We start from the raw sequence: 24037 nt of genomic DNA, 5'->3' as shown, positions 1-24037 counted from the left end.
TCAGTGAGTCGGAAGCGCCGAGGGGCGGGAGTCGGTGCCGCGGCTCACGACGATGTCGACGCGCCGGTTGCGTGCCCTGCCCGACGGCGTGGCGTTGTCGGCCACAGGTTCGGCATCCGCGTGCCCCTCGACCTTCAACCTGCCGTGTTCGACACCCTCAGCTTCCAGTACCGCCGCGACGGCCGCGGCGCGGCGCTCGCTCAATGCCTGGTTGTCCGGAACGGCGCGGGTACGGATCGGGCGGTCGTCCGTGTGGCCGACGACCCGCACCGAACCGGCGACCTGCCCGATCTCCGAAGCCACTTTGGCAAGCACCGGCAGGATGCGTGCATCCAGACGGGACTGTCCGGCGACGAACATCTCGTCGCCTCTGAACGTCACTGCGCTCTGCAATGCATCTTCCTGAACGCTGACGGTGCCCCGGGCGATCTCGACGGACAGCAGTTCCTTCAGACGCAGCGCCCGCGTGGCCGAGATTGCAGGGGCTGGGGGTTGCATCTTGCCGACCAGTGCGATGCGCTGAACGACGTCGGACTGGATGCGCAGGAGCCTGAATTTGTAGAAGCCTAAAAGAGCTATCAGGGCCAGCGTGGCGATGATTGCCGTCAACCATGGCGGAACGACGCGCAGGCGCCTGAAACGCCCGGCTGCGACGCCCTGCCATTCAGGCGACAGCGCATTGGCCACTTCTGCACGCGATGCGTTCAACAGGGAAAAAAGCCGATGGCGAATGGTTTCGATCTGCCGGCGACCACTGACGGCTGTCGCGTAGCGCCCCTCGAAACCGAGACCCAGAACGAAATAGAGCAACTCGATCAGATCGATGTGTTCGTCCGGACCGGAGACGAGCCGCCCAATGAGCAGGAAGACCTTGTCACCGCCGCGCGCGTCGTCGTGAAACGCGACGGCCAGCTGATGGCCGGCCCAGACGCCTGCCCCGCCGGCCGCACCGCCACCCCAGCGAGTGCTGTGCGCAGCCTCGTCGATGGCAGTACACAACGCATAACTCGCTCCGACCGCGTGCTCGTGGCGAACCTGCGCGTTGTTGCACAGCGACTGAAAACTCGACACTTCGCGCGTGAGAAGCCGATGAAAAATCTCGACCTCATCAGGCGCGAGTCCATCCGGCATGTCGGCCAGAGCTCTCAAAAGCGGCTGTGCAGCTTCCAGCAGAGGATTTCGCGCTGCCTTGACTTTCACGAGCCGCGCCTGCATCGACGGTTCGGCGGCGAGGGAGAGTGGACGTTTGTCGACGTACGGCGCGCCGCCTGGAATTTCTCCGTCGTTGCTCATGTCGGGGTCGGACCGGGACGGCTGCTCAAAAGCAGTTCCCGCGGAATGACTGTCGTCTTTCATTTTTCGCGAATCCCCCAGAGCTCGAGACGCAAGCCTGGAAAGTCGCCGGCAACGTGCAGTCCGAGTCCGCCGTGCTGGAGCAGGTGCTCCCACAACGGTCCGCGCGGATCGACCTGGAAGTAGACGAAACCCGCACTGAAGGGAATCTGTCTCGGTGGCACCGGCAACGGCTGCAGCGGAATCCCCGGAAGGTGAGTTCGTATCAGTTCGGCGAGACGATCGCCCGGGCCGACCTTGCAACGAGCAGCAAACTGGGCTGCAAGCTGATCGGGCGGGACGTGCGCCGCGACAGCCAGCACAAGACCCGAAAATCCTTGAAGGTCCGACGTGGAAATGTTCGCTACATACATTCCGTTGTCACGACGCTCGAGTGCAATGCATTGCGCGCTCCTGACGAGAACGTCGTTCAACAACGACTGCACATCAGAAACAAGCATCGCGAACGACGAAGCCGGATCGATATGACGGTACGGCGGATGTGCAACGGGACGGCGCGTATCGGCGCGCACGAAAGTCGACAACTCTCCTGCCATTGATCTCAGCAGCACGTACACCTCTTCAGGCGATGTCTCGCCCACCTCCAGCCAATGGGCGAGGATCGGCTCGCAACGGTTCAGTATCTGGAGCAGCAGAAAGTCGGAGACCTCGGCTGCATCTCCGGATTTGCCGTCGTTGCCGCTCAACCGGCCAGCAAGCGACTCTGCGCGAAGCCGGCAAAGCCCGTGCAAGCGACTCACCCAGTCGAACAGCAGCGGACTCGCTCCAAAGCCCGTGACGGGGGGAATGAATTCGCTGTCGAGCGTGATGCTGCCGTCCGACCGGAGTGTCGTCACGCGCGCCAACGGCAAGCCGATCCATGCATCCGTGAGCTCGCGGTGGGGCAGGAGTTTCAGCCGCAGGCGGGATAACTGGACTGTCTTCGGGCCTTGGCCGATCGAGTTGGCATCGCGCAGCTCCACATCGAACACCGAGAACCTGGCCAGCGACGATGCGGATGAACCGCCTTCCCCGAAACTTGTTTCCTCACCGTTCGGCATGCGTGCCGGAACCGCGAGGTGAATCACCTGCTCGAGGTGCTCCGGCTGAATTGCAAGCGGCGCCGGCGGCGGCGTCGACCCGGGAATGTCGAATGGCGTACCGTCGGCGAAGATTCCGACCGCATTCGCCAGCACCAGCTTGCCGACCGTAAGCGACTCGGTGTCGAGGCTGTAATGGCCGAATCCCCAGAAAAATGAGCCCAGAGCCGAAGCACGCTTGTGCGCGAGCTGCTCCAAATACCGTTCCTGCTGTTGGAAAAGTTGCGGCCGCAGGAACAGGCCTTCGCTCCAGGCAACCTTGTTGTACCAACTCATGAGGACTGCTCTCCGCTTTGATCACGGTCCCGGCGCGAAACAGCGGCACGTTGCGCGTATTCAGTCGACATGGACGACCTGAATGCCTTGCCGCTGCAGTAGGACTGCAAGCTTGAGTCGATTGGCTGGAAACGGCATGCGGTACCACGCCGCCTCGGGCGCCGAATCGATGTGCTTCACCGCGCGCCAATCGGCCTGAGCCAATTCGCGATAGCCAACCAGCAAGGCGACGGCTTCGATGTCTGGATGGGATTTGCGTCGGATGCGCTTCTGCTCGCCCGGTCGCAAGATGAACTCTTCGCTTCTCAGGAGGTCGCCGCTCAGCGCGATGCGATCGTCCGACTGCAGCGAGAAGTAATCAGCTGCCTCGAACCGTGCCGAAGAGCGAAGCTCGTAGAGCCGCACCAGCACAGGCGACGCACGCTCTTTTTCGTCGCGGTTCAGGTCGTCTGCCGCAGTGATCGTGATGTCGAGCGTCGTTTGCTCACGCAGAGGCTGGAATCCCTGAGCAGCAGCAGGCGCGATCCAGACGCTCGAAAGGAATAGAGCCGAAACCAGCGAGCGCAACGCATTGCGCACGCCCGCTCGAAAGCTTGCGATCGCTGGTGTTGTAGATGAGTAGGCAGGCATGGATGCGTAGCGACTTCGGACTCCGTTGGGCTTTTGCAGCGCGCGACGAAGCACGGCGCAAACCCGACGCGACATGACGCCCGGCTTGCTCCGCAACTCGACGGCCTTGCGGCCACGGAATCAGGATTCCTTGTTGCCCTTGATGTCGTACGCCGCAGTCACGGCCCCGCCGCTACCGCCCTGCGCGTTCTGCACCGCGTACTCCTGCTTGATCTTCGAGAACGACAGTCGGACTCGTTCCCTGACCCGCAGATCGTCCGAGTTCGAACCGAAAGGCTGAACGCTGGTGACGATGACATCGGAGAACGTAAATTTCAGGTAGTCGAGCGGAGCGCCGCCGGCCTTGCGAACCGTCAGAACGGCCTCCTGCACATGCTTTCCCGTGAGGCAGTACTTCATTAGGTTGGGACTCGAGCGGTCGATGTAGTGCTCGAATTCCAGATCCTCGACGGTGGCCTTGCCGGCACCGCCGCCAGAACCCGCGTGCATGGTGGATTCCTGCAGAACCTTCCAACTGAACGAAAGCACTTCGATTTCACTCTTGTGCGCCGCATCTTGCGACTCGCCTTCGATACCGTTGATCTTGAGAAAAATATCTTGTGACATGGAGACTCCCTGATTTTTTGTTGAGATTGCTGACTTGCGGCCGAGCTCAGGTTGCGTCGCGCAGTGACGGCAGCTTGGCGACCAGGCGCAGGGACACGGTCAGTCCCTCGAGTTGGAAATGAGGACGCAAGAAAAATTTCGCGCTGTAGAAACCGGGGTTGTCGTCGATGTCCTCGACGACGACTTCGGCGGCGGCCAGGGGCCGACGCGCCTTGGTGTCCTGCGACGAATTGACGGGATCGGCATCCACGTAATTCATGATCCATTCGTTCAGCCAGCGCTGCATGTCTTCATGCTCGCGAAAGAGGCCGATCTTGTCGCGCACGATGCACTTCAGGTAGTGCGCGAACCGCGTGCTGGCGAACAGGTACGGGAGGCGCGCGGCGAGAGTGGCATTCGCAGTCGCGTCCGGGTCGCTGTACTCCTGAGGCTTCTGAAGAGACTGCGCGCCGATGAACGCTGCATGGCCCGTGTTCTTGCGATGGACCAACGGAATCAGACCCGCCTTGGCCAGTTCGGCCTCGCGACGGTCCGAGATGGCGATCTCGGTCGGACACTTCATGTCGACACCGCCGTCATCGGTCGGAAAAACGTGACATGGCAAATTCTCGACCGAGCCGCCCGATTCGACGCCGCGGATCATCGTGCACCAGCCGTACTGCTTGAAGCTGCGATTGACATTGACGGCCATCGCATAGGCTGCGTTATTCCACACGTAATTCCGATGGTCGGCGCCATCGGTCACTTCCTCGAAGTCGAACGCATCGACCGGGTTGGTCCTCGCCCCGTAAGGCAGGCGTGCCAGAAAACGGGGCATGGCAAGACCCGCATATCGCGCATCCTCGGTTTCCCGAAACGCGTTCCAGGGCGCGTGCTCCAGGTTGGAGGTGATCTTGGCCAGGTCGCGCGGGTTTGCGAGTTCCTGCCACGATTCCATCCCGAGCAGGGACGGCGCGGAACCGGCAATGAACGGCGCATGCGATGCCGCTGCGATGCGTGACATCGCGGCAAGCAATTCGACGTCCGGCGGCGTATGGTCGAAGTGATAGTCGGCGACGAGGCAGCCGTACGGTTCGCCTCCAAGTTGACCGTATTCCTCTTCATAGATCCGTTTGAAAACCGGACTCTGATCCCAGGCGATACCCCGGTGCCGACGCAGCGTCCGGCGCAACTCGTCTTTCGAGACGTCCATGAAGCGGATCTTCAGTTTCTCGTCGGTCTCGGTGTTGGACACGAGGTGGTGCAAGCCCCGCCAGGCCGACTCGACTTTCTGGAACGTTTCATGGTGCAGGATCAGATTGATCTGCTCAGTTAGCTTCCGATCGATCTCCGCAATCACGGCCTCGATGGCGCTGTAAGCGTCGTCGTCGAGCGTGTGGGCGTGAAGTAGCGCCTGCTCGGCGAGCGTTCGTACAGCGGCGGCGACGGCGCCCCTGGCTTCATCCGTCCTCGGCCTGAACTCCTGATCGAGGCAGGCCGAGAAGTTCGATGGATCGGCAAACGGGGCGTCGAGCAGAGAAACGGCGCGATCCTGCAACGAGACCTGGGCGATGGTTTCGATCATTCGGACACCGCCGACGACGTTGCGGTGATTGCTTTCATCAGACTTCGGTCTTGAAGCAGCCGGTTCATCAGGGCCTCAGCGCCAGCCTTGCCGTCCATGTAGGTCTGGAGATTGGCAAGCTGCGTGCGCGCTTCGAGCAGGCGGGCCAACGGTTCCACGTTGCGAGCGATCGCTGCAGGGGAAAAGTCTTCCATCCGTTCGAAGGTGACTTTCACCAGCAGTTGCCCCTCGCCGGACAGTGTGTTGGGAACCGCAACTGCCACACGCGGGAGAATGGCTTTCATGCGCTCGTCGAAATTGTCGATGTCGATCTCGAGAAATTTGCGATCGGCAACGGGCGGTAGTGGCTGCGCGGGCATTCCGGACAAGTCGGCAAGCACGCCCATCACGAAAGGCAATTCGACCTTTTTCTCCGACCCGTAGAGCTCGACGTCATATTCGATCTGCACACGCGGCGCCCGATTGCGCGCTATAAATTTCTGACTGCTCAGACTCAATTAAAATCTCCTGTTTAACGACCAGCCGACGGCTTTATCAATTGAAGCAATCGAATGCCGCCCTATCAATGGCGCAACGATTTCAATGAAGGCATTTTTGCATCGGATACAAAAATTCGATTTCAAAACAAGATTTGCTCAGAATCGAAATGATCTTACAGATTAAACCAGCGGAATAATTCACAGTTATGCTATTTAATATATTTGACACAATCGAAATTCATAGTTAATAAAAGTCAATTCGAACACTTTCAATTTACCAGGCGTGCTTCGATAACTTTCTTCTGACTATTTCCAAGTTAAATACCTCCGAATGAAACTTCCTTGGCTAAACCCCGGCGAAAAGCTTCCGCCACCAGAAATGGCATGGGGTGAAAACGACCCCATCCCCGGCCTTCTCGCAGCCGGCGGTGCGCTGGATGTCGCCTCCCTTCGCGACGCCTATGCCAACGCGGTGTTTCCCTGGTTCAATGACGACCAGCCGATCCTCTGGTGGAGTCCCGATCCGCGCATGACGCTGGCGCCTGCATCGTTCAGGCTTCACAGATCGCTGCGCAAGGCGCTGCAGATCTTTCGTCTCGATTCCAATTGCGAAATTCGGATCGACAACGATTTCGAAAGCGTCATCCGCGCATGTTCGTCGGCACCGCGCGAAGGCCAATCCGGGACGTGGATCGTGCAGCAGATGATCGATGCCTATTGCAACTTGCACCGGGCCGGTTACGCGCATAGCATCGAAACATGGATCGACGGCGAATTGGTCGGCGGCCTGTATTGCGTTGCAATCGGTCGCGCGGTATTCGGCGAATCCATGTTTGCACGACGGACGGATGCGTCCAAGATCGCATTGGCCGCGCTGATCTGCTTCTGTCGTCGACATGGAATCTCGCTGATCGATTGCCAGCAGAAGACCGAGCACCTGGCCAGCATGGGTGCAAAGGAAATGCCGCGCAGTCAATTCGCGTCGCACGTTGCGCAAGCACGCGGCGAGCCGGCGCCGACATGGCGCTTCGAGCCCGTATACTGGGCCGAACTATTGCCCGCTCGACCTTTTCAGACGACGTGACGCATCCGAAGGAACTCCCTCTTCATGCCTTGCAGTTCTATGCAACGGCACCCTATCCGTGCAGCTATCTGCCGGACCGGCAGGCGCGCTCGCAAGTTGCGACGCCGAGCCACCTGATTCACAACGATGCCTATTCGGATCTGGTGCGCAGCGGGTTTCGCCGGAGCGGTATGTTCACCTACCGTCCCTACTGCGATGGTTGCAGCGCCTGTGTGCCGCTTCGCATCTGCGTGGCCGATTTCAAGCCGAACCGGAGTCAGCGACGCGCCGCAGCGCGCCATGCAGCCCTGCAGGCGCGGGTCCTGAAGCTGGGATTCATACCCGAGCATTACCAGCTCTATCTTCGCTATCAGAATGGCCGGCATTCGGGTGGCGGAATGGACCACGACAGCATCGACCAATACACGCAGTTCCTGCTTCAGAGCCGCGTCAATTCGAGGCTTGTGGAATTCAGGGAGACGACAGCCGACGGCAGCCCGGGCGCATTGAAGATGGTTTCGATCCTCGACGTTCTGAACGACGGTATTTCCGCGGTCTATACCTTCTACGAGAACGACGAAGCCGCGAGCTACGGCAATTACGGCGTGCTTTGGCAGATCGATCAGGCGCGCCAGCTCGGCCTGCCTTACGTCTATCTCGGCTACTGGATCGCCGAGAGTCCGAAGATGAATTACAAGTCGCTTTATCTGCCGCACGAAGTGCTTGTCGACGGTCATTGGAAATTGCCTGACGGTACCTGACAGTCACGCATCGATTTCACCAAGTAAAATCGCGATTCGGCCCTTGGGGGTCCATCACGGCGTTGCGCACATGAGAAAAACACAATCAGACGTTCCTGCGACTCCTGTCATACAGGTCATCGAGCGCATGTTTTCGCTCATCGACGTCCTGGCGTCGCGCGAGGAAGCAATCTCGTTGAAGGAAATCAGCGAGAAGACGGGGCTGCATCCTTCCACGACGCATCGCATCCTGAACGACCTCGCTGTCGGCCGATTCGTCGACCGGCCGGAAGCCGGAAGTTACCGACTCGGAATGCGCCTGCTCGAGCTCGGCAATCTCGTGAAGGGCCGGCTGAACGTGCGCGACGCTGCCCTCCTGCCCATGCGCGAACTGCACAAGCTGACTCAGCAACCCGTCAACCTCAGCATGAGACAGGGCGATGAAATCGTCTATATCGAACGCGCCTACAGCGAGCGGTCCGGTATGCAGGTGGTACGTGCCATCGGCGGGCGCGCTCCGCTGCACCTCACGTCGACCGGCAAACTGTTCCTGGCGGCAGACGACGCACAACGCGTGAGAAGTTACGCCACGCGAACCGGGCTGGCCGGCCACACACGCAACAGCATCACCCAACTTCCGCTGCTGGAGCGCGAATTGTCCAAGGCGCGACAGTACGGCATCGCGCGCGATAACGAAGAGCTGGAACTTGGGGTGCGGTGCATGGCTGCCGGCATCTACGACGACCAGAACAAGCTCGTCGCCGGGCTCTCCATTTCTGCGCCTGCCGATCGCCTCGACGACGGCTGGCTGCCGAAACTGCAGGCGACCGCAGCCGAGATATCGAGCGCGCTCGGCTACGGCGCCGCAGCGACCGCCGCGCCCGACTGATCAGTCTCCGGCAACGTGCTGCGTTGCGATCGTCTGCATGGAAGGCGACGCGAAATGCGTGGCCTCGACCCAGCGACGCACGCGTTCGGCATCACCGATACGGCTCAGCTTGCCGGCGGAATCGAGAAATACCATGATGAGCTTGCGACCGGCGATCTTGGTCTGCATCACCAGGCACTGACCCGCTTCGGAGATGTAGCCGGTCTTCTGCAGACCGATGTCCCAATCAGGGCTGCGCACCAAGCGATTGGTCGTGTTGTATTGCAAGGTCCGGTTGCCGACCTCTACCTGGTAATTCGGCGAAGTCGACAGTTCACGAACCATCGCGTTCGATGAAGCCGCGTTCACCAGCAAAGCCAGATCCTGCGCACTCGACTGGTTGTGGAAGGACAGACCGGTCGGCTCCACGTAGCGCGTGTCCTTCATGCCGAGCATCTTGGCTTTGGCATTCATCATGCTGACGAACGTCGCCAAGCCGCCCGGGTAGGTCCGGCCCAACGCATGCGCCGCGCGGTTCTCGCTCGACATCAGGGCGAGATGCATCATCTCGCCGCGGGAAAGCGTCGTGCCGATGCGCAGGCGGGAACTGCTTCCCTTCTCGGTGTCGACATCGTCCTGCGTGATGGTGATGAGTTCCTCGTCGGGCAGATGCGCTTCGCTGATGAGCAGGCCGGTCATCAGCTTGGTGAGCGACGCGATGGGAAGCACGGCATGGTCGTTCTTGCTGAACAGCACTTCACGCGTTTCCTGGTCGATGACGAGAGCAGCATTCGATTTCAGATCGAGCACGTCGCCAGTGCGGTGCAGACCCGCCATCTGACCGTAGGAGAGACGCGGCGTCTCGGCGACACGAACCACCGAGCGCCGCTGCACCGCCACCACGGTCTTGCCGTTGTTCTTGCGGATTGTCGCGATCACGTTGCTGCCGCCGCGAACAGACTTTTCGGCGTCGGCATTGCGTTGCGCACGGGGCGTCGTCTTGACTGTCGCGGCCTTGCGCTTGTCGCCGACAGATGCCTGTGCCTTCTTGACGCTTGTTTCTTTTTTCGCCGCCTGGGCTGCCGGAAGCAGCATCGCAGATGCGCACAGCGCCAGCGCAACTGCGCGCAACGCGGGCATCAACCGCTGGCTTGAAACTCGGTCGGAACGGGCTTCGGGCATCAAAACTCTCCAGCGGAAAAACAACAAGGTGTCGCAGTGTATCGAAATCGAAAAAAGCACGCAATAACAATTACTTGCGTGCCTTTCTTAATTCGAAATGCCGAATCTTCGCGCAAATTGTTACAAGACAGAATGACGCGAACTAAAGATGCACATGCGAAAAGTCGAGTCGTTGCGTGGTAGGCACGACTCGCCGTGCATCAGTCCGATAAGCAACGCACGGTCGGCAGCCGCGGCTGACCGCAAAAGCAGTTCGGCGCGGAAAAACACATGTTTTTCTGCGCCGAAGATCGGGACGAAGAGAAATCCCGCCATTCGGACGGGATCCCGGACGACAGATCAGGCCTGTGCTGCTTCGCCAAGCGTGTTGCGTGCGCCTTGCGCTCTCGCACGCTCAAGACCGGAAACGATCGCCTTGAGGGATGCCGAAATGATGTTGGCATCCATGCCGACGCCGAACAAGGTCTGGGTATCGTCGACACGAAGTTCGAGATACGCGACAGCCTGCGCATCGGCACCCGCGCCGATCGCATGCTGGTGGTAGTCGATCACACGGATGGCGTGTCCGGTCGTGTTCGCAAGTGCGTTGATGAAGGCATCGATCGGCCCGTTGCCGCGGCCTTCGATCTTGCGGATTTCGCCTTCCCACGGCATGTCTGCACGGAGGACGACGACCGCACTCGCGCCCTCGCCTTGCTCTTCAAGCACACGATGCTGCGGTCCGGTGATCGACTTGATGCGGTACTCGGTTTCGAACAGCTGCCAGAGATCGGCCGCGGTGAGTTCCTTGCCGGCGACGTCCATCACGCGCTGCACGTTCTGCATGAATTCCATCTGCAGACGCCGCGGCATCTCGATGCCGTATTCGCTTTCGAGCAGATAAGCCATGCCGCCCTTGCCCGACTGGCTGTTCACGCGAATCACCGCCTCATAGCTGCGGCCGACATCCTTCGGGTCGATCGGCAGATAGGGCATGTCCCAGATATCGCCGTCCTTGCGCGCCGTGAAGGCCTTCTTGATCGCATCCTGGTGCGAACCCGAAAAAGAGGTGTAGACGAGGTCGCCGACATACGGATGGCGCGGATGCACCGCGATCTGGTTGCAATGCTCGACCGTCACCCGGATCTCGTCGATGTTGGAGAAGTCGAGTTCAGGCGAGACGCCCTGCGTGTACAGGTTGAGCGCAACGTTCACCAGATCGAGGTTGCCGGTGCGTTCGCCATTGCCGAAAAGGCAGCCTTCGATGCGGTCGGCACCCGCCATGAGAGCGAATTCGCCTGCCGCGGTGCCCGTGCCGCGGTCGTTGTGCGGGTGAACGCTCAGCTCGATCGCATCGCGTCGCTCGAGGTGGCGATGCATCCACTCGATCATGTCGGCGAAGATGTTCGGCGTCGAATGCTCGACCGTCGACGGCAGATTCACGATGCACTTGTGCGACGCCGTCGGTGCCCAGACAGCAGTCACCGCATCGACGACACGCTTCGAGAACGCCAGATCGGTACTGGAGAACATTTCCGGCGAATACTGGAACGTCCACTTTGTATTCGGCTGCTTCGCGGCGCAATCGTTGAACATCCTGGCGTGCGTGGTCGCGAGCTCGACAATTTCGTCCTCGTCCATGCCGAGGACCACGCGACGCATGATCGGCGCGACCGCGTTGTAGAGATGCACGATTGCCTTCGGCGCGCCCTGGAGTGCCTCGAAAGTGCGCGTGATGAGGTGGTCGCGAGCCTGCGTCAGCACCTGGATCGTCACGTCGTCGGGAATGCGGTCTTCGTCGATCAGGCGGCGGACGAAGTCGAATTCGACCTGCGATGCCGACGGAAATCCGACTTCGATCTCCTTGAAGCCGATCGCGACCAGTGTCTCGAACATGCGCATCTTGCGGGCGATGTCCATCGGCTCGACCAACGCCTGATTGCCGTCGCGCAGATCGGTCGACAGCCAGATCGGTGCCTTGGTCAGAACGGCGTCGGGCCAGGTGCGGTCCTTGAGGCCGATCGGTGCAAAGGCGCGGTACTTGCTGGCGGGTTGCTTCAACATGCGATTCTTTCGATGGGTGATGCGATGGGTGACGCGATGGGTGACGAATTCACCAGCAACCCAAACAAAACGGCCCGTTGCTGATGCGAACGGGCCGTTGATGTGGGATGCGCGTGCGCTACCTACTCCGCCCGAGGGGGATCAGTAGTAGGGCCAGCGAAAACTTGTTCATGAGAGTCCCGAATATAGCAGAGCCGAGGCTACTTGTGCAGCCCGCGCTCGTCCGGCTCATCGGTGGAAATACTGATGACGCTGACCGGCTGACCCTTGGCACGCCGCCACGCATAGACCACATAACCGCTCAATCCGTAAGCGACGAAGACGCCGAACAGCACCGTCGGCGGATGGATGTTGATCACCGCGATGGCCAGTGCAATCAGCACGATGACAGCAAAGGGCACGCTCTTCTTCATCTGGATGTCCTTGAAGCTGTAGAACGGTGCGTTGGTCACCATAGACAGTCCGGCGTACAGCGTGAATGCGAACGTGACCCAGGTGATCTGCGTCCAGGAGAGATACAGCACCTCTCCGCCGCGCTTGCCCCACTCCGTCATCAGCCAGATGAAACCGGCGACCAAGGCCGCGGCAGCCGGTGACGGAAGCCCCTGGAACCAGCGCTTGTCGACGGTGCCCGTGTTGACGTTGAAGCGCGCGAGCCGCAGTGCACCGCACGCGCAATACACGAAAGCAGCGATCCAGCCCCAGCGCCCGAGGCCTTTCAGCGACCATTCATAGGCGATCAGCGCCGGAGCGGCGCCGAAAGAAACCATGTCCGACAGCGAATCCATCTGCTCGCCGAACGCGCTCTGCGTGTTGGTCATGCGTGCCACGCGACCGTCGAGGCTGTCCAGGATCATCGCGGCGAAGACGCCGAGCGCGGCCTGATCGAAACGCGCGTTCATCGCCATCACGACCGAATAAAACCCGCCGAAGAGCGCCGCCAGCGTGAACAGGTTGGGCAGGATGTAGATGCCCTTGCGACGCTTGCGCGGCGTCACGTCATCGGGGAGCGTGTCGTCATGCATGGGCGGTAGTCCCGGCAGTGACAAGACAGGAGGTAATTTTCATCGCGGAAGTGTAGTTCAGAGGTACTCGGGAGAGACCGGGACGCAAGCGGGACGCCACCGGGACGATCCCGATGCGAGACAACGAAAAGGGCCACCGCATGGTGGCCCTGAAACGCAAGAGCCCGAAGGCCCGGTTGCGAAAGTTCGAACTCAGTTCTTGCTCTGGTCGACCAGCTTGTTCTTCATGATCCACGGCATCATCTGGCGCAGTTGCGCACCGACCACTTCGATCTGGTGCTCCGCGTTGATGCGGCGGCGGCTGATCAGCGTCGGCTGGCCGGCAGCGGCTTCGAGCACGAAGCTCTTGGCATATTCGCCGGTCTGGATGTCCTTCAGGACCTGCTTCATGGCCTTCTTGGTCTCGTCGGTCACGATGCGCGGGCCGGTGACGTATTCGCCGTATTCCGCATTGTTCGAGATCGAGTAGTTCATGTTGGCGATACCGCCTTCATAGATCAGGTCGACGATCAGCTTGAGTTCGTGCAGGCATTCGAAGTACGCCATTTCGGGCGCGTAGCCGGCTTCCACCAGCGTCTCGAAACCGGCCTTGATCAGTTCGACGGCACCGCCGCAGAGCACGGCCTGTTCGCCGAACAGGTCGGTTTCGGTTTCTTCGCGGAAGTTGGTCTCGATGATGCCGGCCTTGCCGCCGCCGTTGGCGGTGGCATAGCTCAGCGCGAGGTCGCGCGCCTTGCCCGACTTGTCCTGATGCACGGCCACGAGGTGGGGCACGCCGCCGCCTTGGGTGTAGGTGCTGCGGACCGTGTGGCCCGGGGCCTTCGGTGCGACCATCCAGACGTCGAGGTCCGCGCGCGGCTGGACGAAACCGTAGTGCACGTTGAAGCCATGCGCGAACACGAGCGAGGCGCCCTGCTTGATGTGTGGTGCGACGTCGTTCTTGTAGACGTTGGCGATCTGCTCGTCGGGCAGCAGGATCATGACGACGTCGGCCGACTTCACGGCATCCGCCACTTCGGCGACATTCAGGCCGGCCTTGCCGACCTTGTCCCACGATGCGCCACCCTTGCGCAGGCCGACCACGACCTTGACGCCGCTGTCGTTCAGGTTCTGTGCATGGGCATGGCCTTGCGAGCCGTAGCCGATGATCGCGACGGTCTTGCCCTTGATGAGGCTGAGGTCGGCGTCCTTGTCGTAATAAACCTTCATGATGTTCTCCAGATAGTTGCTTGCTTCGAAGCAGTTGTGTTGTGCCGTTCGTCCTGAGCCTGTCGAAGGGCTCAATCCAGTCCCCGCTGGCGCAGGGGCTTCGACAAGCTCAGCCCGAACGGGCGGCGGCTGAGCTCCGATTCATGGCAGCGCTCAGACCCTGAGGATGCGTTCGCCGCGCCCGATGCCGCTTGCGCCGGTGCGCACCGTCTCGAGGATCGCGGCACGGTCGATGGCTTCCAGGAAGGCATCGTTCTTGACGTGGTCGCCGGTCAGCTCGATCGTGTAGCTCTTGTCTGTGACATCGATGATGCGGCCACGGAAGATCTCCGCCATCCGCATCATTTCTTCGCGCTCCTTGCCGACCGCGCGCACCTTGACCATCATGAGCTCGCGCTCGGTATAGGCGCCTTCGGTCAGGTCGACGACCTTGACCACCTCGATCAGCCGGTTCAGGTGCTTCGTGATCTGCTCGATGACTTCGTCGGAACCCGTCGTGACGATGGTCATGCGCGATAGGCTCGGGTCCTCGGTGGGCGCGACGGTGAGGGATTCGATGTTGTAGCCGCGGGCCGAGAACAGGCCCACGACGCGGGAAAGAGCACCGGGCTCGTTTTCCAGCAGGACGGCAATGATGTGTTTCATAAGTGCATGACTCCTCTTTTCGCCGCCCTCCCCCGCGCACGGTAATGCGCGGGCTCGGCGGGCAATAGATTCGTCAGTAAGAGATTAGGGGAAGCGAAGTTGCGAGGCGGCGAAAGATCAGAGATCTTCGGCGCCGAGCAGCATTTCGGTGATGCCGGCACCGGCCTTGACCATCGGATACACGTTTTCGGTCGGGTCGGTGCGGAAATCCATGAACACCGTGCGGTCCTTGAGCTTGCGTGCTTCGCGCAGCGCCGGCTCGACGTCTTCTGGACGCTCGATCAGCATGCCGACGTGCCCGTAAGCCTCGGCCAGCTTCACGAAATTCGGCAGCGCATCCATGTAGCTGTGGCTGTAGCGGCCGGAATACTCGATCTCCTGCCACTGGCGAACCATGCCGAGGTAGCGGTTGTTCAAGGCGCAGATCTTGATCGGTGTGTTGTATTGCAGGCAGGTCGAGAGTTCCTGGATGCACATCTGCACCGAACCTTCGCCGGTGATGGTGAACACTTCCGACTCCGGCTTTGCCAGCTTGATGCCCATCGCATAGGGAATGCCGACACCCATCGTTCCCAGTCCGCCGGAATTGATCCAGCGACGCGGTTCGTCGAAGCGGTAGTACTGCGCAGCCCACATCTGGTGCTGGCCGACGTCGGACGTGATGTACGTGTCGGCATCCTTGGTCATGTTCCAGAGCGTCTCGACCACGAACTGCGGCTTGATGACATCCTTGTTGCCACGGTCGTAGGCCAGGCAATCCTTGCTGCGCCAGGCCTCGATGGTGTTCCACCAGTCCGACAGCGCGCCGGCGTCCGGCTTCTGCGTGGCTTCGCGGATCATCGAGATCAGTTCGACCAGCACATCCTTCACGTCGCCGACGATCGGGATGTCGACCTTGACGCGCTTGGAAATGCTCGAAGGATCGATGTCCACGTGGATGATCTTGCGTTCGTTCAGCGCGAAGTGCTTGGGGTTGCCGATCACGCGGTCGTCGAAGCGAGCGCCGAGCGCCAGCAGCACGTCGCAGTTCTGCATCGTGTTGTTGGCTTCGACCGTGCCGTGCATGCCGAGCATGCCGAGGAACTTGCGGCTGCTCGCCGGATACGCGCCGAGACCCATCAACGTGCTTGTCACCGGATAGCCGAGCATGTCGACCAGCACGCGCAGTTCATTGCTCGCATTGGCAAGCAGAACGCCGCCGCCGGTATAGATATACGGACGCTTGGCATTGAGCAACAGCTGCAACGCCTTGCGGATCTGGCCGCCGTGACCCTTGCGCACGGGGTTATACGAGCGCATCTCGACCTTGTCGGGATAGCCGGTGTAGGCCGCCTTCTTGAACGACACATCCTTCGGGATGTCGACCACCACCGGCCCCGGCCGGCCGGTGCGCGCGATGTGAAAGGCCTTCTTCATCGTCATGGCCATGTCGCGCACGTCCTTGACCAGGAAGTTGTGCTTCACGATCGGGCGCGTGATGCCGACGGTGTCGCATTCCTGGAATGCGTCGGTGCCGATCGACGAGGTCGAAGTCTGGCCGCTGATGATCACCATCGGGATCGAGTCCATGTACGCGGTCGCGATGCCGGTGACGGCATTCGTCAGGCCCGGCCCCGATGTGACCAGCGCCACGCCGACTTCACCAGTGGCGCGTGCGAACCCGTCGGCCGCATGCACGGCTGCCTGTTCGTGCCGGACCAGCACGTGCTGGATGGTGTCTTGCTTGTAGAGCGCGTCGTAGATGTACAACACGGCGCCGCCCGGGTAGCCCCAGAGATATTCGACGCCTTCGGCCTGCAGTGCCTTGACCAGCACCTCGGCGCCCATGAGCTCTTGAGATTGATTGTTTGCCGCTGCCGACTGAGCCGATGCAGCTGCTGCTGCGGAAGCGAGTTCCGCCTTCGAGATTTCCATGATGAACCTTAGTGTTTTTTCGGGAACGAAAAACCTTGGGTGCTCCTTGCCAACCCTCGTGAGGCCGCGTCGGAACTTGAGACCAAAGCCATGGGCGGACTTCATATGTACCGCCGGACCGTGACCCGTTTGCCTTTTGACTTGCAATGCGAATTATGACATTGACAGCGCCCCGAAATCGCCGCCGAAGAACAACCCCGGGCGCCGATGCAATAATTAGCGTGAAAGACAACGCTCCCCCGAGAGCGAAACCCCACTCGGCGCCGCGATGCGCTGCCCACGCTTGGCCACCGAAAAAGAACTTTCCGATTTCCTGAAAAGCGTCGAACGACGCGCCTTCAAGCGGTCGATCTATCACGTGCGGGACGAAGAAGCCGCGCTCGACATCGTGCAGGACAGCATGATGAAGCTCGCGGAGCATTACGGCGACAAACCGCCCAACGAGCTCCCGATGCTGTTCCAGCGCATCCTGTCGAACTGCACGCTCGACTGGTTCCGGCGCCAGAAGACGCGGCGCGCGCTGTTCTCCAACCTGAGCGACTTCGAATCGCCCGACGATTCGGGCGATTTCGATCTGCTGGAAAACTTCACGGCGAACACAGATACCCGTGAAACCGAGAGCGCCGAGGACACCACGCGACGCGCACAGGTTTTCCACGAGATCGAAGAACAGATCGCGGCGTTGCCGGGCCGTCAACGCGAGGCTTTCCTGATGCGTTACTGGGAAGAAATGGACGTAGCCGAGACGGCAGCGGCCATGGGCTGCTCCGAAGGCAGCGTCAAGACCCATTGTTCGCGTGCAGTCCACGCGTTGAGCAAAGCGCTCACTGCCAAGGGAATATCGCTATGAACACCTCGCTTTCACCCGCCAATGCAACGGCTTCCTCCGCTCAGGAGGCACAGTTCGGCCGTCTGGTTGCCGCGCGCCTTTCGACTGGATCCGTAGATATGTCGCATGACATAGGCGAGCGTTTGCGTGTCGCGCGCATGCAGGCCGTCGCCCGCCGTCGACAGCCTGCCGAAGTTCGCGCAGCCGTACTTGCCTCCAACGGCGTCGCGACGCTGGGCGCCGTCTGGTGGACCCGGCTCGGCGCCATCGTGCCGCTGGTTGCGCTCGTTGCAGGCTTGATCACGGTCAGCGTGATGCAGGAAGAAAACCGCACCAGCGAACTCGCGGAGATCGATTCGGCCCTGCTGACCGACGACCTGCCGCCGGCGGCTTACACCGATCCCGGCTTCGCACAGTTCCTGAAGAACGACGCAATGTCCAACCGCTGACGCCGTTTCCGGCTCGTCGCCGCTTGTCCGTTCGCAACTCGCACCTCGCACCTAGCACCTCGTCTCGAAGACCCGTACCCGCCCGCATGCCATTCCAAGTTGTCAAACTCCCGCTTTCGTCGTTGAAGCGTGGTCTCGCATCCGCTTTCGTGGTGGGGGCGGTCGCGCTGTCGATGGCGGGAATCGGGTTCGTGGCAAATGCAGCGCCGGCACTGCAGAACGCACCGCCCGCGAAGACGGGAAGCGCCAAACCGGCACCCTCTTCCCGACCACATTGGCGCGATCTGACCGCTCAGCAGCAACAGACGCTCAATCCGCTCGCGGCTTCCTGGGACGATCTGTCCGAATCGCAAAAACGCAAGTGGATCGTCATTTCGCGCAATCAGGGCAAGCTTTCTCCGGAGGAAAGCGCCGTGCAGCACAGCCGCATGACCGAATGGGCCGGTTTGAGCCGTCAGCAGCGCGAGCAGGCGCGCTTCAACTTCGACGAAGTCAAGCAGGTTCCGGCAGCCGAGCGCAAGGCGAAGTGGGAGGTGTACCAGGCGTTGTCGGACGACGAGAAGCGCCGGCTGGCCGATAGCGCCGCGAAGCGTCCGCAGGGCGCGGCGGGAACGATCCGCCCCGTGCCGGCGCAGAAGCTTGCTCCGGTGCCGGCTGCGCGCGTCGCAGGCCGCCCGGGCCCGCGTATCGAGCTTGCACCGACGGCCTCGGCCGCAGCCGCCGCTGCTACGTCGGCACCTGCCCCCTCGGTGACGCCGGTATCTCCTCTGTTGCCGGCCAGGCAGACGCAGGACGACTCTTCATCGCCAGTCGCTCCGGCACCGGTCGTACCCCTGCTTTCGAACTGATCGCAAGGTGGCGATCGAAACACCCGGCCTCTGGCGCCGCATGGCCTGCTGGCTTTACGAGGGCATGCTGCTGTTCGCCGTCGTCTTCGTCGCCGGCTGGCTGTTCAGTACCCTGGGACAGATGCGTGACGCCATGGATTCGCGCCGTCATCTGTTGCAGGCATTTCTCTTCGTCGTCTTCGGCATCTACTTCGTCTGGTTCTGGTCCAAGGGCCAGACGCTGGCGATGAAGACCTGGAACATCCGCATGGTCGACCACGCCGGCCGGCCGGTCACGCAGGCACGCGCCGTGTTGCGCTATCTGCTCGGCTGGGTCTGGTTCCTGCCGCCGTTCGCAGCCATTGCACCTTTCAAGCTTTCAGGAGGCGAGTCGGTGCTGTTGATCGGCGGCTGGGTGATCGTCTGGGCATTGCTCTCGCGATTCCATCCGGAAGGCCAGTTCTGGCACGACGCCTGGGCCGGTACGCGGCTCGTCACCTCCAAACCGATGAGCCGCCGATGAGCAAAAACCTTCCGCCCGCCACCGAAGCGGTGAATCCACAGAAATCGCGTCAGGGCGTCGAGCGGATCTGGCACGCGACGCTGATCTCCATTGCCGGCTTTCGTGCCGGCTGGCGCGAAGCAGCATTCCGGCAGGAAGTGCTTTGCGCCGTCGTCATGGTGCCCGGTGCGTTCTGGGTCGGAAACAGCTGGGTCGAAGTGGCGATGCTCATCGCCTTGGTGGTCCTGGTGATGATCGTCGAGCTGCTCAATAGCGGCATCGAAGCCGCCATCGACCGTATCGGCCCGGAATGGCATGCGTTCTCGAAAGACGCCAAGGATCTCGGCAGCGCCGCCGTACTGCTGTCGATCCTTTTGTGCAGCGGTGTGTGGCTGGCTGCGCTCTGGCACGCATGCCAGCGGTGGAGCGCCGGCTGAACAGTCACGCGACCAAGGCATGATGAGCGGATGAATCCTGCTTTTTCAATTTGTGTCTATTGCGGCTCGCGCCCTGGCGAGCGTCCCGAATTCACCGAATCGGCCCAGGCGGTCGGCCGCTGGATCGGCGAGCGCCGCGGCCAGCTCGTCTACGGCGGCGGTCGAACCGGCCTCATGGGAACGGTGGCCGAGGCGACGCGGGCGGCCGGCGGCCGGGTCGTCGGCATCATTCCCAAGGCGCTGGTCGATCGCGAACTGGCCAACACCCTTTGCGACGAACTGCACGTGGTCGACACCATGCATGAGCGCAAGGCCATGATGGGAGAGCGCGCCGATGCTTTCCTGACGCTTCCCGGAGGCATCGGCACCTTCGAGGAATTGTTCGAGATGTGGACCTGGCGCCAGCTCGGGTATCACGACAAGCCGGTCGGCATCCTGAACGTGGCTTCCTACTACGACGGTCTTCTCGCGTTTCTCGCGCACAGCGTCGAGGAAGGCTTCATGGGAACGTGGCAGATGGGGCTGATCCGAAGTGGCGACGAGAGCGACATCTTGCTGCAGGCTCTGGTCGACGAAGCCGGGCGCCATCCGAAAGGCGACAAGCTGGCAGACATCGTCTGAGATCCGTCAGACGGCCGCTTCGTCTTCCTCGCCGGTGCGGATGCGGACCACGCGTTCGACGCTGGTGACGAAGATCTTGCCGTCGCCAATCTTTCCGGTGCGCGCCGCGTTGACGATGGCGTCGACGCAACGTTCGAGATCGCCTTCGTTGACCACGACCTCGATCTTCATTTTCGGCAGGAAATCCACCACGTATTCAGCGCCGCGATACAGCTCGGTATGGCCCTTTTGGCGTCCGAAGCCCTTCACTTCCGTCACCGTGAGCCCGGTGACGCCGACTTCCGCCAGCGCCTCGCGCACGTCGTCGAGCTTGAAGGGTTTGACGATGACGGTGATGAGCTTCATGGGGCTTACTTCCTGCAGGTTCGTTGAGTTACAGGCGATAGGGTAACGCCAATCCCTGCCAGCGCGGCGGTGCGGTTACTCGCCGGCTGGTACGCTCCGACGGCGATGCGCGCCAGTTCTTCCAGTACCTTCCCAAAAGCCCTGTTTCAGACCTTCTCGGAGTGGTTCGGCGGACAGGCTTATGTACTGCTCGTCTTCACGATGCTGGTCTGGGGCGCAAATTCCGTGGCGGCGCGGCTGGCCGTCGGCGAGATACCGCCGATGCTGCTGACATCGTTGCGCTGGGCAATCTGCTGCGTTGCACTCTTTGCGACGTCCCGGCGGGAAATCGCGGTCCACTGGCGAACCCTGATTCCTCACTGGCGTTACCTGCTGCTCATGGGCTCGCTGGGTTTCACCGGCTTCAACGCCCTCTTCTATGCAGCGGCGCATCACACGACCGCCATCAACCTCGCAATCATCCAGGGCACGATCCCGGTATTCGTGATGATCGGCGGACTGATCTTTCTGGGCACGCGTGTCCGTACGATGCAGGTGGCCGGCGTGTTGCTGACGCTGGCCGGAATCGCCGTCGTCGCGTCGCAAGGTCAGGTCTCGCTGCTCCGCTCGCTGGCCTTCAACATCGGCGACGTCTGGATGGTGATCGCGTGCATGCTTTACGCCTTCTATGCGCTGGGATTGAGGCGAAGGCCGGCCGTTCCGCCGATCGTGTTCTTCACCGCCGTCGCGCTGGTCGCAGCACTGGTCTCGCTTCCGCTGGCGGGCGCGGAGATCGTGCTCGGTCGGTCTTTCGTGCCCACGGGCAAAGGCTGGCTGCTGCTGCTCTTCACCGGCTTGCTGCCCTCGTTCATTTCGCAGGTCACGTTCATCAAGGCGGTGGGACTGATCGGCCCGGCGCGCGCCGGCGTGTTCATGAATCTCGTGCCCGTCTTCGGGCCGCTCCTTGCCGTCGCCGTGCTGGGCGAATCGCTTTCGCTCTATCACGGGTTGGCGCTGGCCCTTGTGCTGGGCGGCATCGCCATCGCCGAATATGCCGGCAAGCCGACCCTGCCGCACTCGCATTGAAAGACCGCCGTGTCAGATCCGTTACTCCGCATTCACGACAACCCCTCCGCCATCGATGCAGCGGCCTGGAACGAACTTCTCGCACTGCAGGCCGCGCCGAGCCCGTTCATGCGCCACGAGTACCTTGCGGCCATGCACGACAGTGCCAGCGCAAGTCCTCGCAGCGGCTGGACGGCACAGTTCGCGACCTTGTGGCGCGAAAACAAGCTGATCGGCGCCTGCCCGCTCTACGTCAAGGACCATTCGTACGGCGAATACGTGTTCGACTGGGCCTGGGCCAATGCCTATGAACAACACGGGCTTTCCTATTATCCAAAAGCCGTCGTCGCGGTGCCTTTCACGCCCGTACCCGGCTCGCGTCTGCTGGCCCGCGATGCAGAAAGCCGTGCGTTGCTCGTCCACGGGCTGCTGCAGTGGTGCAAGCAGGCGGAGTTGTCGTCGCTGCATCTTCTTTTCGGGGCTGACGAAGACATCGCTGCCTGCAGCGAATCGGGCCTGATGCTCCGCAACACGGTGCAATTCCACTGGTCGAACGCCGGTTATCCGGATTTCGACGCCTTCCTCGCCAGCCTCGCGCATGACAAACGCAAGAAGATACGCCAGGAGCGTCGCAAGGTGCGCGACGCCGGTGTCCGGTTTCGCTGGTCACGCGGCACGGACATCTCGGCGGATGACTGGGATTTTTTCTACCGCTGCTACGAGCGCACCTACCTCGAGCACGGCAACGCGCCCTACCTGAGCCGCGAGTTTTTCACGCGCATGGCAGCAAATCTGCCTGAGGCCTGGCTGCTTTTCATTGCAGAGCGCGACGCTCAGCCTATTGCCACCAGCCTGATCGCGCTGTCGACCGATGGTGCGCCCGATGTGCCGCCGGTGGCATACGGTCGTTATTGGGGCGCGCTCGAAAGGGTCGACTGCCTGCATTTCGAGGCTTGTTATTACCAGCCACTCGAATGGTGCATTGCCAACGGCGTGCAGCGCTTCGAGGGCGGCGCGCAAGGCGAGCACAAGATGGCGCGGGCCTTGATGCCCGTGAAGACCATTAGCGCACACTGGCTGGCGCACCCGGCGTTCTCGGACGCGGTGGAGCGTTTCCTCGAGCGCGAAGGCGCGGGAATCGAGAACTACATGGAGCACCTCGACGAACGCAGCCCGTTCAAGGCCGCTCCTTGATCAATCCTCTTTTTTCGGCCCGGTCAGGTTTCCGACGAAGCCGAGAACGCCGGCAAGGATCGCGAAGGTCGGACTGGTGAACAAACGGGTCTTGTGACCGAGGATGTCTCGCTTGAAAGCGAGTTTTGCTGCTGCGATGACTACCGGGGTGCTGATCGGGGGAACGGCCGCCTTTGCAGCAACAGGTTTCTTGGCTGCTTCGGGACCGGGCGGCGTCACGGGTGCGTCGTCAAGGCCACCGGGACGTGGCCCGGTGCCGACCTTCAGGTCGGGCTTGGCCGGCTTTTCGTCAGTGCCGGAACCGCCGAGCTTGAAGGGATTGCGCGTCCAGCTCGGCTTGAAGTCGCCGGAGTCGGGAGAACTTCCCATGCCGCTGTCGGGAAACGAGAAGATCGACGGCTGGCTCTTGAAACGACTGTCTACTGGGTCCGTCATTCGAATTCCGGGTTTCTTGTGCCTTCGGATCGAAGGTCAGGAAGCTTATTTCGCAGATGCCCCATCCGCACCCGGAATCGTCCGAAATCAGCAGTGGCCGCAGCCGCCGATCACTTCACGTAGTTGGCGATGCCATCCATGATTTCCTTCTTGGCCGAATCGATGCCTTCCCAGCCGAGGATCTTCACCCACTTGCCGGCTTCCAGGTCCTTGTAATGCTCGAAGAAGTGGCTGATGGCCTTCAGTCGCATCGGGTTCACGTCGTCGATCGAATTCCAGTGGCTGTAGATCGGCAGCACCTTGGTCGTCGGCACCGCAAGTACCTTGCCGTCGACGCCGGCTTCGTCTTCCATCATCAGGATGCCGAGCGGACGGCATGGGACGACGACGCCCGGCAGCAGCGGATATGGCGCGATCACCAGCACGTCGACCGGATCGCCGTCGCCGCTCAGGGTCTGCGGAACATAGCCGTAGTTGGCCGGGTAATACATCGCGGTGGTCATGAAGCGGTCGACGAAGAGCGCACCCGATTCCTTGTCCACTTCGTACTTGATCGGGTCCGAATTCATCGGGATCTCGATGACCACGTTGAAGGCGTCGGGGAGGTTCTTGCCGGGAGAAACTTTATCGAGGGACATGTCTTTGATCGTTGAAGTGGGAATCGGAAAGGATCCGAAG

Annotated in this window: 26 protein-coding genes; 11 read left to right on the top strand and 15 right to left on the bottom strand. The window is 61.3% G+C overall.

The features are described from left to right. From tssL to tssB, 6 genes are all read right to left on the bottom strand, one after another. A complete protein-coding gene (gene tssL, locus ACSFA3_RS00590; RefSeq protein ID WP_435503465.1) occupies positions 1 to 1293 on the bottom strand; it encodes a type VI secretion system protein TssL, long form in 1293 nt (430 codons plus the stop codon). Between the two features lie 59 nt (positions 1294 to 1352). Then, entirely contained in the window at positions 1353 to 2708 is a 1356-nt protein-coding gene (gene tssK, locus ACSFA3_RS00585; RefSeq protein ID WP_435503464.1) for a type VI secretion system baseplate subunit TssK, read from the bottom strand. Positions 2709 to 2768: 60 nt separating this feature from the next. Further along, positions 2769 to 3287: a type VI secretion system lipoprotein TssJ gene (gene tssJ, locus ACSFA3_RS00580; RefSeq protein ID WP_435503463.1), complete on the bottom strand. Its 519-nt coding sequence runs from the start codon at positions 3285 to 3287 to the stop codon at positions 2769 to 2771. A gap of 171 nt (positions 3288 to 3458) precedes the next feature. After that, the gene (locus tag ACSFA3_RS00575; protein WP_435503462.1) at positions 3459 to 3944 is read right to left on the bottom strand and encodes an Hcp family type VI secretion system effector; all 486 of its coding nucleotides are present in this window, start codon (positions 3942 to 3944) and stop codon (positions 3459 to 3461) included. Between the two features lie 46 nt (positions 3945 to 3990). Beyond that, entirely contained in the window at positions 3991 to 5508 is a 1518-nt protein-coding gene (gene tssC, locus ACSFA3_RS00570) for a type VI secretion system contractile sheath large subunit (protein ID WP_435503461.1), read from the bottom strand. After that, positions 5505 to 6005, bottom strand: a complete 501-nt coding sequence (gene tssB / locus ACSFA3_RS00565) for a type VI secretion system contractile sheath small subunit (RefSeq protein WP_435503460.1) — start codon at positions 6003 to 6005, stop codon at positions 5505 to 5507. Before tssB ends, tssC begins: the two co-directional genes overlap by 4 nt. 361 nt (positions 6006 to 6366) lie before the next feature. Here tssB and aat point away from each other — a divergent pair, with 361 nt between their 5' ends. The 3 genes from aat (at position 6367) to ACSFA3_RS00550 (ending at position 8679) form a co-directional block, all read left to right on the top strand. Further along, positions 6367 to 7071 carry a leucyl/phenylalanyl-tRNA--protein transferase gene (gene aat / locus ACSFA3_RS00560; RefSeq protein WP_435503459.1) on the top strand — a complete coding sequence of 235 codons (705 nt, stop codon included), beginning with the start codon at positions 6367 to 6369 and terminating at the stop codon, positions 7069 to 7071. Next, a complete protein-coding gene (locus tag ACSFA3_RS00555; protein WP_435503458.1) occupies positions 7068 to 7811 on the top strand; it encodes an arginyltransferase in 744 nt (247 codons plus the stop codon). The genes aat and ACSFA3_RS00555 overlap by 4 nt, the downstream gene beginning before the upstream one ends. A gap of 70 nt (positions 7812 to 7881) precedes the next feature. After that, positions 7882 to 8679, top strand: coding sequence for an IclR family transcriptional regulator (locus ACSFA3_RS00550; protein ID WP_435503457.1), 798 nt, complete (start codon positions 7882 to 7884; stop codon positions 8677 to 8679). Here ACSFA3_RS00550 and ACSFA3_RS00545 read toward each other — a convergent pair whose 3' ends face one another. The 6 genes from ACSFA3_RS00545 to ACSFA3_RS00520 all read right to left on the bottom strand — a co-directional run bounded on the left by ACSFA3_RS00545 (position 8680) and on the right by ACSFA3_RS00520 (position 16676). Beyond that, complete coding sequence (locus ACSFA3_RS00545) at positions 8680 to 9840, bottom strand: serine hydrolase (RefSeq protein ID WP_435503456.1); 1161 nt, start codon at positions 9838 to 9840, stop codon at positions 8680 to 8682. It abuts the gene before it with no gap. Between the two features lie 339 nt (positions 9841 to 10179). Continuing rightward, entirely contained in the window at positions 10180 to 11883 is a 1704-nt protein-coding gene (leuA, locus tag ACSFA3_RS00540) for a 2-isopropylmalate synthase (RefSeq protein WP_435503455.1), read from the bottom strand. A 200-nt stretch (positions 11884 to 12083) separates the two neighbouring features. After that, entirely contained in the window at positions 12084 to 12908 is an 825-nt protein-coding gene (pssA, locus tag ACSFA3_RS00535; RefSeq protein ID WP_435503454.1) for a CDP-diacylglycerol--serine O-phosphatidyltransferase, read from the bottom strand. 192 nt (positions 12909 to 13100) lie between these two features. Then, positions 13101 to 14117, bottom strand: coding sequence for a ketol-acid reductoisomerase (gene ilvC / locus ACSFA3_RS00530; protein ID WP_435503453.1), 1017 nt, complete (start codon positions 14115 to 14117; stop codon positions 13101 to 13103). 153 nt (positions 14118 to 14270) lie between these two features. After that, on the bottom strand, positions 14271 to 14762 hold the full coding sequence (gene ilvN / locus ACSFA3_RS00525; RefSeq protein WP_435503452.1) for an acetolactate synthase small subunit: 492 nt from the start codon (positions 14760 to 14762) through the stop codon (positions 14271 to 14273). 117 nt (positions 14763 to 14879) lie between these two features. Further along, on the bottom strand, positions 14880 to 16676 hold the full coding sequence (locus tag ACSFA3_RS00520; RefSeq protein WP_435503451.1) for an acetolactate synthase 3 catalytic subunit: 1797 nt from the start codon (positions 16674 to 16676) through the stop codon (positions 14880 to 14882). 283 nt (positions 16677 to 16959) lie between these two features. Between ACSFA3_RS00520 and ACSFA3_RS00515 the strand changes: the two genes are divergently transcribed. The 6 genes from ACSFA3_RS00515 (at position 16960) to ACSFA3_RS00490 (ending at position 20341) form a co-directional block, all read left to right on the top strand. Further along, positions 16960 to 17526 carry an RNA polymerase sigma factor gene (locus ACSFA3_RS00515; RefSeq protein WP_435503450.1) on the top strand — a complete coding sequence of 189 codons (567 nt, stop codon included), beginning with the start codon at positions 16960 to 16962 and terminating at the stop codon, positions 17524 to 17526. Further along, positions 17523 to 17954 (top strand): DUF3619 family protein, encoded by a 432-nt coding sequence (locus tag ACSFA3_RS00510; RefSeq protein WP_435503449.1) that lies wholly within the window; start codon positions 17523 to 17525, stop codon positions 17952 to 17954. The genes ACSFA3_RS00515 and ACSFA3_RS00510 overlap by 4 nt, the downstream gene beginning before the upstream one ends. Positions 17955 to 18040: 86 nt before the next feature. Further along, entirely contained in the window at positions 18041 to 18802 is a 762-nt protein-coding gene (locus tag ACSFA3_RS00505) for a DUF3106 domain-containing protein (protein ID WP_435503448.1), read from the top strand. A gap of 13 nt (positions 18803 to 18815) precedes the next feature. After that, positions 18816 to 19304, top strand: coding sequence for an RDD family protein (locus tag ACSFA3_RS00500; RefSeq protein WP_435504916.1), 489 nt, complete (start codon positions 18816 to 18818; stop codon positions 19302 to 19304). After that, a complete protein-coding gene (locus ACSFA3_RS00495; RefSeq protein WP_435503447.1) occupies positions 19301 to 19720 on the top strand; it encodes a diacylglycerol kinase in 420 nt (139 codons plus the stop codon). The genes ACSFA3_RS00500 and ACSFA3_RS00495 overlap by 4 nt, the downstream gene beginning before the upstream one ends. A 30-nt stretch (positions 19721 to 19750) precedes the next feature. Next, entirely contained in the window at positions 19751 to 20341 is a 591-nt protein-coding gene (locus tag ACSFA3_RS00490; protein ID WP_435503446.1) for an LOG family protein, read from the top strand. Between the two features lie 6 nt (positions 20342 to 20347). On the opposite strand, the gene ACSFA3_RS00485 is transcribed toward ACSFA3_RS00490, so the two are convergent. Continuing rightward, positions 20348 to 20686: a P-II family nitrogen regulator gene (locus ACSFA3_RS00485; protein WP_435503445.1), complete on the bottom strand. Its 339-nt coding sequence runs from the start codon at positions 20684 to 20686 to the stop codon at positions 20348 to 20350. A 105-nt stretch (positions 20687 to 20791) separates the two neighbouring features. On the opposite strand from ACSFA3_RS00485, the gene ACSFA3_RS00480 reads away from it, so the two are divergent. Continuing rightward, the gene (locus tag ACSFA3_RS00480) at positions 20792 to 21751 is read left to right on the top strand and encodes a DMT family transporter (protein WP_435503444.1); all 960 of its coding nucleotides are present in this window, start codon (positions 20792 to 20794) and stop codon (positions 21749 to 21751) included. Between the two features lie 9 nt (positions 21752 to 21760). Next, positions 21761 to 22924 carry a GNAT family N-acetyltransferase gene (locus tag ACSFA3_RS00475; RefSeq protein WP_435503443.1) on the top strand — a complete coding sequence of 388 codons (1164 nt, stop codon included), beginning with the start codon at positions 21761 to 21763 and terminating at the stop codon, positions 22922 to 22924. On the opposite strand, the gene ACSFA3_RS00470 is transcribed toward ACSFA3_RS00475, so the two are convergent. Together ACSFA3_RS00470 and ppa are read right to left on the bottom strand one after the other, a co-directional pair. Beyond that, positions 22925 to 23359, bottom strand: coding sequence for a hypothetical protein (locus ACSFA3_RS00470; RefSeq protein WP_435503442.1), 435 nt, complete (start codon positions 23357 to 23359; stop codon positions 22925 to 22927). A gap of 110 nt (positions 23360 to 23469) precedes the next feature. Continuing rightward, positions 23470 to 23997, bottom strand: a complete 528-nt coding sequence (gene ppa / locus ACSFA3_RS00465) for an inorganic diphosphatase (protein ID WP_435503441.1) — start codon at positions 23995 to 23997, stop codon at positions 23470 to 23472. Positions 23998 to 24037: the final 40 nt, after the last annotated feature.

This window comes from Variovorax glucosi (genome assembly GCF_051216695.1).
Classification (GTDB): Bacteria; Pseudomonadota; Gammaproteobacteria; order Burkholderiales; family Burkholderiaceae_C; genus Variovorax.
The sequence above is the reverse complement of the archived record's forward strand: the minus strand, read 5'-3'. Positions and strand labels throughout refer to the sequence as shown.